General features: G+C 68.4%; 4 protein-coding genes. 3 read left to right on the forward strand and 1 reads right to left on the reverse strand.

Annotation, left to right across the window (positions count from 1 at the left end):
- Nucleotides 1-130 precede the first annotated feature (130 nt).
- Nucleotides 131-757 (forward strand): hypothetical protein, encoded by a 627-nt coding sequence (locus tag ACWGIU_RS15575; RefSeq protein ID WP_453706064.1) that lies wholly within the window; start codon nucleotides 131-133, stop codon nucleotides 755-757.
- 85 nt (nucleotides 758-842) lie between these two features.
- Here the strand turns inward: ACWGIU_RS15575 and ACWGIU_RS15580 are convergent, their stop codons facing one another.
- Complete coding sequence (locus ACWGIU_RS15580; protein WP_453706066.1) at nucleotides 843-3,923, reverse strand: hypothetical protein; 3,081 nt, start codon at nucleotides 3,921-3,923, stop codon at nucleotides 843-845.
- A 590-nt stretch (nucleotides 3,924-4,513) separates the two neighbouring features.
- Here ACWGIU_RS15580 and ACWGIU_RS15585 point away from each other — a divergent pair.
- Together ACWGIU_RS15585 and ACWGIU_RS15590 are read left to right on the forward strand one after the other, a co-directional pair.
- On the forward strand, nucleotides 4,514-11,437 hold the full coding sequence (locus ACWGIU_RS15585) for a ricin-type beta-trefoil lectin domain protein (RefSeq protein ID WP_453706068.1): 6,924 nt from the start codon (nucleotides 4,514-4,516) through the stop codon (nucleotides 11,435-11,437).
- The coding region (locus ACWGIU_RS15590) for a hypothetical protein (RefSeq protein WP_453706070.1) at nucleotides 11,437-11,649 on the forward strand (213 nt) is incomplete at its 3' end. The genes ACWGIU_RS15585 and ACWGIU_RS15590, both read left to right, overlap by 1 nt.

The raw sequence follows: 11,649 nt of genomic DNA on the forward strand, positions 1-11,649 counted from the left end.
GGCTGGTAGTCGACGCGGTTCGCGCACTCGTCCGGGGAGTGGGTCAGCGTCTCGGGCAGGGGCCTGCATGGTGGCAAGCGACTTCTCCACGACCGCATCGCCGGCGCCGCCGGTGAGGTAGGTCTGCAGGGTGTCGATCCAGTGCAGGCGTAGGCTCGACGGTGTCATCCTGCCCCTACGTTACGACGCCAGCTGGTCCAACCACGCGTATGCCCGCCTCGAAGGGCGGCTGCTGACCACCCTGCGCTCCATGCCCCGCATGGTCGGCGGGACCCTGCGCCTCGCCTGGGACACCGACCGGCTGGCCCTGCTCGGCGTCGCCGCCGCCGAGGCGGGTCAAGGGGTCACCGCTGCCGTCGGGCTGCTCGTCATCAGCGATGTGCTCCGTACGCTCCTGGGCGCGGGGAGCGCCGCCGACCGGCTGTACGCGGGCCTGCCCGCGCTCGCCGCCGTACTGGAGGCCGTACTCGCCTCCCGTTCCACGGCGGCCGCGGGCCGGCTGGAGCCCAAGGTGGAGCGGGCCGCCTACGAGCAGTGCCTGAGCGCCTCCGTCGCCGTGGAGCCGGAGGCCATCGAGGACGGGGAGTCCCGCCGGCTGCAGGCAGCGCACAGCGGGGACCACACGGCGCCTGCGTGGCCACCCTCGGTGGGACCGGTACGCCTATATGTACGCGATGCAGGCCGAGCAGTTCGGCCACGCTCCGCGGCGCCGGCCACCTTCGATCCCCCGCCAGTCCGCCGCACCGCAGAACGATGACTCCTTCACCTGAAACGGGCGGGCGCCCTCCCCGGTGTTGTTCGGGGAGGGCGCCTGTGTCGTGCGTGAGTGGTGACGGTGTCGGCTAGCCGATGGTGAGGAAGGTGTTCCAGTTGTCCTCGTCGCGTCCGGTGGGTTCTCCGTAGGTGGTGGTGCCGCCCTTGTAGTAGAACTGCCATCCGTCGACGCGCACGCCCCAGATGTCGGGGATGCCGTCGCCGGTGTTGTCCTCGGTGCCGAGGATTTTGGGCCAGTCGGTGCGGGTCCAGGCGGTGGTGGCGTAGGTGTAGTCGACGCCGCCTTCCGCGTTCGCCGCGTACTGCAGGGAGGTCAGGTCCGCGCCTCCGTTGACGCCCGCCTTGCCCTTGCGCAGAGCCATGGTGCGGTTGGCGTTGGCGTTGTCGCGGAAGAGGAGGTCGGGAATGTTGTCGCCAGAGATGTCGCGGACGCCGACGATGTCGCGGGCGGCCCAGCCGGTGGCCATCTTGCGGTAGGAGGCGAAGCTGGATCCGGTGTAGCCGGAGAACGCCCAGAAGCCGTCCGCGTCCAGGGCGAACAGGTCGGGCAGCCCGTCGCCGTCGACGTCCTCGGAGACGACGATCTGGCGGAACGTCGCCGGGTCGGGTGCGGAGGCGGGGAGCTGCATCTCGATCCGGCGGCCGGCGTCGAACTGGCCGGTGCCGGTGCCGGGGTAGATGTACAGCTTTCCGTCGGGCATCCGGGCGATCATGTCGGTGATGCCGTCGCCGGGGTGCCAGTCGGTGGCGTGTCCGATCAGGGCGGGGATGGTGGAGGCCGCATCCTTGAAGTGCCCGGGCGCGACGGGCTTGCCGTCCTGGACGGCGCCGGGGATGAACGCGTCGGTGTCGCCGTTCTTGTCGCCTGCGTAGGTGCGCAGGTTGCCGTCCTTGTCGACGGCGAGGAGGTCGGGGAAGTGGTCGCCGGTGACGTCGCCGGGCTTGTCGGTGCCGGTGCGGGGGCTGACGTAGAAGAGGTATTCGGTGGGGACGGAGATGTTCCCGGACTGGTTGACGGTGCGGACGTACAGGACGTTGGGTCCGGCGGTGTCGACCTGGAGCTTGACGGAGGCGAGGTCACCGCTGGTTGGGACGGCCTTGTTCTCCCAGGACGGCTTGTTCAGGGACCACTGGTACTCGCGGATGGTGGAGGCCGCTGTGCCGTTGCCGCGGATCTCGACGACCTGGTCGGGCGTGGAGGCCGGGTTCACGCTCCACTGGGCGGCGTCGGGGCCGGGCAGCGGGAAGTGTGCGGAGGTGACCGCCGGGTTGGCGGGCGCGGTGTGGTCGATGGTGAAGGTGCACCATCCGCCGCCGCCGGAGTCGAGGGGACCGGAGCCCGCGGACCACCAGCCGTCCCAGTCCTGGGTCCGCGAGAGCCAGAAGTACTTGCGGCCGGAGGTGAAGGAGGCCCAGGGGACGGACTTGGTGACCACTCCTTCACTGTTGGGCCACAGCCACTCGTTGGCGACGTTGGTTCCGGACTCGGCGTCCCAGACCTCGATCTGGACCTGCTTGAGGTTGCCGTCCCGGTCGCTGCCCTTGGCCTGGAACGACACGTCCGTCTTGCCGATGCTGGTGCCGGTGCCGCTGGTCAGGCACGGGCCGCCCGGGGAGGTGTTCATGTTCGACGCGACCGGGATGTCGGGCCGGGTGTTGTAGACGACCTCGATGTACGGGGCGCTCTCACCGTTGGCGAGGAGCTTCTTCCAGTAGTACGAGTCCGACTCGTTCGGCGCCTTGAACCCCAGCGACAGCGCGCCCCAGTTGGCGCTCGCGGCCTGGGTGACCAGGCCCTTGATGTCGGGGGCGACCCAGTTGTCGGGGCAGGAGGAGTTGTAGCCGTAGCCGGCCATCTCGGTGGCGACCTTGTTTCCCCACCAGCCCGTGGTGTTGTTCCACGTCGAGGACGAGGACACGAACGGGGTGGAGTAGATGTCCATGGCCTTCTGACTGCACGACCACGAATAGGTCTGCAGGGCGCGGACACTCGCCGACTGGATACCCGCACCGTACAGCTCGGGGCCGAAATAGAAATTGAACACCGAACGGGAAGTACCGCCGGAATCCGACTCGTACCCGACGCGGGCCTCGTTCGTGCCCGACGCGTTGTAATTCTGGCCGTTGTAGAAGCTGGAACCACCGGCCGTCTTGTAGAGCAGCGACCAGGCATGCTTGTGACCCTTGTACGAAGGGTCGACGAACACCGGATACACCGTGTCCGCGGCATTCAGCAGCGCGGCGTCAGGCTTCAGGGACAGGGTGCCGTCCTTGAAGGTGGCTGCGGCAACCGACAGGTGAGCACGCTCCGCACCGGCCAGGCCCGCCAGGCCCAGAGTGGGGTGCTTCTTCGCCGCGGCCGGAGGCTTCCACGCGGGCACGTCGTCGGTGGTGGCGACCTTGCCCGACGAGTCCCACATCAACGGTGACGGAGAACCCGCCACCTCCTCGCCCTTAGCATTCCGGGCCGACATCGCACCGGACTCGGCATCGAGCTGGAACTGCAGATCGGGCGAAGCGAGCCGGTAATTCATTTCCGTAAGCAGCGGGTCCGCGGCCGCCTGCTTGTCCTTGATGACCAGCAGATGCGAATAGCCCTCGTCCTGAGCCGTCATCAGCAGATCGATGCCCGGCCGCACATTCTCGTACAACGCCCGCGGACCGTCGATCACCGGCGCCGGCAACACACCCGGCCAACTTGCCGTCATCTCATGCCCGTCGACATTCAGACGCACCAGCTCGGTCCACACCTGACCCGGCACATCCACCGCCAGCGCGGAGCGCACCACACCCCGCGAAGACCGCTCGGCACCCGGCGTTCCCGCACTGAAGACGACAGACCCGTTCACCGCCTTCGCAGCGAACCCGCCCTCGACCTGCTGCAGATCGGTGTCGATCGCCTTCCACGCGTCACCGACCTTCGCCCGGACGGCAGAGCTGGAGATGCGCTTCCTGAACAGACCGTCCGGCTGCGCCCACGTCGTCGTGTTCGCACTCCGGTCGGCCGTCACCTCGACGTCCTTGCCCGTCTCGGCAGCCAGCTTCCGCGCCTGCGGCGCCGCCACCGGACCACTCGCCCCGCCGGATCCCTTCTCCTTCGGCTTCTCACCCCCGCCCAGCTGCACACCGACCGGCACCGCCACAGCCACCGCCAGCAGAGCAGCCAGACCCCCCAGGGCCTTGCGGCGCCTGAACCAAGGACGCCCTGGAATTACAACTTCCACTTCTGTGGCGGCTACTGGTGGACTGGGATCCACGGATTCACTGACAGCCATGTCTTCTGTTCTCTCCCCCCTCGGGTGCACACTTCCGCAACCCTCGGTACTTGCTTGTGATTCGACCGTCGGCCCAAGAGGCGGAGGGTTCGCTCCCCGCTCGGCCGTCGCGCGATGAACGCGCGAGCTGAGCATGAGCCATCCGACGCGCACGGGACACCCCAACCACCCCCCGCCGCAACCCATTTGGGTAGATCGTCCCCAGGTATACAGACCGTCAGGTGATTAAGGCCACACGGGGATATCCGAAGTGGTGTTTAGGACAGGCAGGGCCACAGAATCACGTGGCTACTGATCAGTTCCCTGTCATCTAGGCGCACTTGCCGCGGTGACGGTTCTAAGTTTGTCAATCCCTGCCGTTCGAGGTGCCTGACACCCAAAACGGCAGCGGTATGGGGGTACACATGTCGCCCTTTGCGGCGAGAAATCTGCGCCTACCCGGGAACGGGAAGGCGCGCAGACACATGGCGCGCACCGGAGTCACGCTCTCCGTTGTGTTGCTGGCTACACTTCTGCCCGCCCAGGCGTGGGCGGCCCCGCCGGGCAACCGCAGCGGAGTCGAGCTGCCGGGACTTCAGGAGGACCTGAAGGCGAAGCTGGACAAGGTGGAGGCCGCGAAGCTGGAGGGCTGGGCCGGCGTCCCGGTACAGCCCCCGGCCGGGTACGAGCCTTCCAAGGTGACTCCCCCGGCAGGGGGTTCGGCGAATGTCGCCCTGACCCCTGAAGGTGGGGCGCAGTTGGTGCAGGCGGGCAGTCTGCCCGTCAGTATCGGCAAGGCCTCTCCCACCGAGACCGACCCGACCCCGCCGGCGCCCACCGGCACCTGGTCGGTGGCGGTCGAGGCCCGCACGGCCACCGAGGCGGCCGGCATCGACGGCGCGATCATCAAGGTCACGCCTCCGGCCGAGGGGTCCACCCCGGTCGACGTGCAGCTCGACTACAAGCAGTTCGAGGACCTGTACGGCACCGAATGGGCCACCCGCCTGGAGCTCAAGCAGCTCCCCTCGTGCTTCCTCACTACGCCGGACCTTCCCGAGTGCGGTATTGCAAAGGACATTCCGAGCAGCAACGATCCGGCTACGGGGACCGTCCGCGCGACCGTCGACCCGACCACCGCGCCCGGTCAGGGCCTGCGCACGATGGCTCTGAGCGGCGGCGCCGGTCCGACCGTGCTGGCCGCGACGGACTCCGCCTCCGGTGCCGGCGGCACCTACAAGGCCACCTCCCTCTCCCCCTCCGGCAGCTGGACCGCCGGCAGCAGCGGCGGCGGCTTCTCCTGGAACTACCCGCTGACGACTCCGGCGCCGCCCGCGGGTCCCGCGCCGAAGATCTCGTTCGCCTATTCCTCGCAGGCCGTCGACGGCAAGACCTCCGTGACCAACGGCCAGGCGTCCTGGATCGGTGACGGCTGGGACTGGGAGCCGGGCTTCGTCGAGCGCCGCTACCGGTCCTGCTCGGACGACCTGAAGGCCGCCCCGGGCAAGCCGAACAACGACAACGCCACGGACAAGAAGAAGAGCGACCTGTGCTGGGCCGGCGACAGCGTCGTGATGTCGCTCGGTGGTGGCACGACCGAGCTGGTCCACGACGCCGCGACCGGCAAGTGGGTCAGCGCCACCGACGACGGCGCGCGCGTGGAGCGCCTGACCGGCGGCTCCAACGGGGCGAAGGACGGCGAGTACTGGGTCGTCACCACCCGCGACGGCACGAAGTACCACTTCGGCCTCCACGACGTGGACGGCGCCGGTACCCGCGCGGTCACCAACTCGGTGTTCACGGTGCCGGTGGTGGGCAACCACTCCGGTGAGCCCTGCCACCAGGCCGCCTACGCGAACTCCTTCTGCCGCCAGGCCTGGCGCTGGAACCTCGACTTCGTCGAGGACGTCCACGGCAACGCCATGGTCATCGACTGGGCACAGGAGAAGAACCGCTACGCGGCGAACGAGAAGTCCCAGGAGAAGAACGCCGACAAGGTCTCCTACGTTCGTGGCGGATACCCGACGCAGATCTCCTACGGCCTGCGGACGAGCAACCTGTCCGCCGTCCCGCCCGCCCGGGTCGACTTCACCGTCGCCGAGCGCTGCGTCCAGGAAGGCTCGACCAAGTGCACCGACACCGAGTTCGAGTCCAAGAACTACGGTGACAAGCAGGCCTGGTGGGACACCCCGGGCACCCTGCACTGCAAGGCCGACGTCAAGGACTGCTACAACGCGTCGCCGACCTTCTGGTCCCGGAAGCGACTGACGGCGGTCACCACCTGGGCTCAGCGCACCCAGGGCTCCACCGATCTGTCCAAGGTCGACCACTGGTCACTGACGCAGTCGTTCCCCAAGCAGCGTACTGACACGCACCCGCCCCTGTGGCTGGAGTCCGTCACCCGCACCGGCTACGGCACCACGAAGGACACGGGCGGCAACCAGAACAGCACCGTGCTGCCGCCGGTCTCCTTCCTGGCGAACGTCGTCGACATGCCCAACCGCGTCGCGAAGAGCGCGAACGACGCGACCCCGGACTTCGACCGCCTACGCGTGGAGACCGTCCGGACCGAGTCCGGCGGCGAGATCTACGTCGACTACTCCGCTCCCTGCCCGGTCGGCACCTCGCACCCCAAGCCGGAGGAGAACAAGAGCCGGTGCATGCCGGCGCACTGGTCCCCGGACCCGGATCTGGAGAAGCCGCCGCTGGAGTGGTTCAACAAGTACGTCGTCGACAAGGTCGTCACGAAGGACCGCGTCTCCCGCCAGCCCGACGTCACCACCAGCTACACCTACGAAGGCGACCCGGCCTGGGCGAAGAGCACCGACGAGTTCACCAAGCCGGAGCTGCGCACGTACAACGAGTGGCGCGGCTACGAGTCGGTGGTGGTGAAGAAGGGTGTGACGGCCAACGCCGGCAAGGCGGACGCCACCGAGCAGTCCCAGACCCGCACCCGCTACTTCCGCGGCATGTCCGGCGACGCCGGCCGCCCGAAGATCACCGTCAAGGACTCCACCGGTACCGAGGAACTCGGCGAGGACCTGCTCCAGCACCAGGGGCAGATCGCCGAGACGATCACGTACACCAAGGCGGACGGCGCGGTCGACAGCCGTGAGCTGAACTGGCCGTGGAGCCAGAAGACGGCTTCCCGGACGCGTGACGGCACCACCCCGCTGGAGGCCTTCCGCACCAGCACCGAGCGCACCGAGGCCATCGAGTCGACGAGCGGAGGCGGCACCCGCAAGGTACGCACCCGTGCCACCTTCGACCCGGGCTACGGTTCGCTGCTCACCAACCAGACCGAGGTGCTCACGCCCAACGGCACCGGCGGCTGGAACGCGAGCGAGCAGACCTGCACGACGTACACGTACGTGCACAACACCGCCAAGCACCTGGTCGGGCTGACCCAGCGGGAGCGCAACACGGCGGGTGACTGCGCTCAGGCCGCCACGGGAGCCGTGCTCTCGGACAGCCGCACCTCCTACGACGCCCTGAACGCGTTCGGCTCCGAGCCGGCCAAGGGCCTGGCGTTCCAGATCGACACCCTCGACGCGGCCGGCACCGGCTGGGTCACCGAGCAGCGTGCCGAGTACGACGCGCTGGGCCGCGCCGTGAAGTCCCTGGACGCCGCCGGCAACGCCGACACCGTCACCTTCACCCCGGCCACCGGCACCGTCTTCAGTACCAAGATCACCAACGCCGCGGGCCACTCCACGACCACCGTGACCGACCCCGGCCGCGGCACGGACCTGGAGACCTCCGACGCCAACGGGCGGAAGGTCACCAAGACCTTCGACGACATCGGCCGGAACGCGGCCGTCTGGACTCCCTCGCAGAAGCCGGCCACCGACAAGGCCGCTGCGACCTTCCAGTACCAGTTCGACGCGAACATGCCGCCGACCGTCACCACGCGCCGTCTGCGGGACAACGGCACCTACCAGACCTCCGTGGAGATCTACGACGGCCTGATGCGCCGGCGGCAGACCCAGGGTGAGGCGCTCGGCGGCGGCCGGATCATCAGCGACACCCTGTACAACGCCAACGGCACGGCCCGGCAGACCAACAACGGCTACTACGCCGAGGGCGAGCCGGCCACCAAGATCTTCGTCCCGGAGACCGTCTTCCAGGTCCCCAACTCGACGAAGGCGGCGTACGACGGCCTCGGCCGGACGGTCCGCACCACCACGCTGTTCGAGGACGTGCCGCAGTACTCGACCGTGACCCGGTTCGAGGGCGACTGGACGCTCACCCGGACCGGAATGTCGGCGGACGGCACCACCCCGCTGAAGGGCAGCCGGGCGTCCAAGACCTGGACGGACGCCCTCGACCGCACCACCCAGACCCACAACTACACGGCCACCGACCTCACCACCTGGATCAAGACGGAGTACGAGTACGGGGCGCGCGGACAGCTGTCCAAGGTCACCGATCCGGCCGGCAACAAGTGGACGTACACCTATGACGCCCGCGGGCGGATGACCGGGGTGAACGACCCGGCCACCGGCATCGCGACCTACGGGTACGACGTCCTCGACCGGCAGGTCTCCACCGAGGACTCCGCCGGACGCAAGACGTTCACCCACTTCGACGTCCTGGACCGCGCGACCTCGACGGTCGAGGACAGCGTGGACGGGCCCAAGGTGGCCTCCTGGACGTACGACACGCTGACCGGCGCCAAGGGCTACCCGGTGTCGGCGACCCGGTACAACAACGGCCTGGCCTTCACCTCCGAGGTGACGGGCTACGACGCGGAGTACCGCCCGACCGGCACCAAGGTCACCATCCCGGACGGGCCGGCCACCAAGGGCCTGGCGGGCACCTACGCCTACGGGGCGACGTACACGCCCACCGGAAAGATCCAGTCCACCACCCTCCCGGCCACCCCCGGCGGCCTCGCGGCCGAGAAGCTCATCAGCCGCTACGACGCGGACGGCTCCCTGGTCACCAAGTCGGGCCTGCTCTGGTACACCTCCGGCATGGTGTACAGCCCGTCCGGGCAGGTGCTCCGGACGACCTCCGGCGGCGCCCCGAACCGGCTGTGGACCACCAACCTGTTCGACCGCAACTCGGGCCGCCTGAAGGACTCCACCGCGGACCGGGAGACAAGCGGCCCCAACCGGGTCTCGCAGCTCAGCTACGCCTACGACGTGGTCGGCAACCCGACCTCGATCACGGACACCCAGCCGGGCAACCGGGTCGACCGGCAGTGCTTCGCGTACGACCCGCTGGGTCAGCTCACGGAGGCGTGGACGGGCAAGACGGCGGCCTGTGAGGGCCCGACCCCGGCCGATGTCACGGCCGGCCCGGACGGTGACGGCTACTGGCAGTCCTACCGATTCGACCCGACCGGCAACCGGACCTCGCTGGTCGACCACCACCTGACCAACCCGGTCCTGGACACGACCACCACCTACACCTACGGCGTGGAGACCCCCGGTCCCCAGCCGGTGGTCAAGACCAAGCCGCACGCCCTGACGAAGGTCGAGAAGAAGCAGGGCTCCACCCTGCTGTCCCAGTCCTCCTACACCTACGACGCGGGCGGCAACACCAAGACCCGCACCGTCGACGGGAACACCCAGGCCCTGGAGTGGGACCGCCGCAACAAGCTGACCTCGGCCACCAGCCCGGGCATCGGCGCGGTGACCGTGACCGGTCTGTCGGGCAAGTGCCTCGACGTCGACGGCGCCTCCGGCGTGGACGGCACCGCCGTCCAGCTCCACACCTGCAACGAGACCCGGGCGCAGCAGTGGAAGTTCACCGGTGACACCGTCCGTGCACTGGACAAGTGCCTGACCGCGCTGAACGGGAAGGCGGTGCTGTCCACCTGCAAGGGCGGCACCGACCAGAAGTTCGTCCACCGTCCGGCCGACAACACCCTGTACAACGCGGCGGCCAACGCCTGTGTGGACGTTCCGAACGGCAATGACGCCGACGGCACCGACCTGCTGGTCTACGCCTGCGCGGGAGGCTCCAACCAGAAGTGGACGCCTGCCGACAACGCCACCACCTACCTCTACGACGCCAACGGCAACCGGCTGATCGAGGAGACGGGCAGCTCCCGCACCCTCTACCTGGGTGAGACGGAGGTGACGGTCAACAAGGCGGGCCAGGCCGTCGACGCCATCCGCGGCTACACCACCCCCGGTGCGCCGACCACGCTGCGCCAGACGGGCGGCAAGGCGACCGGCCACAGGCTGACGACCCTGCTCACCGACCACCACAACACGGCCACCGTCGCGGTCGACCAAAAGGCCGGACAGCCCGTCACGCGCCGTAAGTTCGACCCGTACGGCAACCAGCGCGGCGCGATGGCCACGACCTGGCCCGGCGCCCGCGCCTTCCTCGGCTCGGGCAGGAACGACAGCAGCACCGGCCTGACCCACATCGGCGCCCGCGAGTACGAGGCGTCCAACGGGCGGTTCATCAGCGCCGACCCGATCGTCGACATCACCGACCCGCTCCAGATGAACGGGTACACCTACGCGAACAACAACCCGCTCGCCAACAGCGACCCGTCCGGGCTCTGGAGCCTCAAGGGTCTGCTGCGGGGCGCCAAGGACGTGGCCAAGGGCGCGTACCACGGGGCGATCGACTGGGTCTCCGAGATAAACGAGGCCGCGCACGCCTCTGTCGGCGACTGGGAGGGCGCTCGCAAGATCAAGAACGATCGCGAGAATCCCGGCCCCTTCAGCGGTACCCAGTTCCTGAAGGACCTCGGCGGCAAGCCTTCCACGAGCAGGGCGTACCGGTGGTCCTACTCGATCACCAAGATATTGATGCCGATCCTCCCCGGGGCCGGCATGGCGATGAACGCCGCCAGCGCGGGCGCGAAGTTCGCGACCAAGGGGCCCAAGATCCTCAAGGCCACCAAGACGGCCGGCCCGAAGTGGGGGGACAGTTTCCCAGCGGCGAAGCTGCGGGACCGCCGTCCGGGCAGCGAATTCGACTTCTCCCAGTCCCTTCTGCCGCCCAGCGGCCACAAGTTCTTGGGGGATGCCCTCGAGGACCTGAACAACAGGGTCGTCGAGTTCGCCTTGAAAGAAACGGAATCGAAGTACCAGCGCTCCATCAGGGGTCGCGCGTTCGTCGGCGGCATCGACACGAGAACCGGGCAGATGGCCATGGCCAGCTCGGGCGGGCTCCTGCCGGGGCGCGCGTACTGTGCCGAGGGCAACGTGGTCCGTCTGCTGGGCGGAGACCCCACCCATGTAGTGTTCACGCATGCGGTCTTTGTGGACAAGGTGAAGGGCACTACCGACCGCGTGGTCAAGCCCGCGAAGGTGTGCAACCAGTGCCAGGTGGACTTCCCCAACCCGGATCAGTTCATCGACGGCATCCAGGGCTCCGATACTCCGCTGGAGGGCGAGACCCACGCCCCCTGGGCCAAGGCGAATTTCGAACGGCGGAAATAATGAGATCACTGGAACTGGTCCGCATCGAAGCCGGACTGCACGACTGGTCCTCGATGGCCTGCGCTTGCTCGAGATACCCGAACCGGTATCCGGCGGAGCATATTCCCCGGGACCTGATCCGGCTGCTGGAAGGCAATCCGAAGGATCTGGACATCAAGTGGGCGGAAAACCACGCGGTCATCCAGTCGAACCTGTACGAGCCGGCCTTCGCC

The sequence above is a fragment of the Streptomyces sp. NPDC054840 genome (assembly GCF_053611065.1).

Bases quoted from the DNA above. Each gene is read 5' to 3' on its own strand.
- ACWGIU_RS15585 (WP_453706068.1), top strand. From the start codon at position 4,514: ATGGCGCGCACCGGAGTCACGCTCTCCGTTGTGTTGCTGGCTACACTT.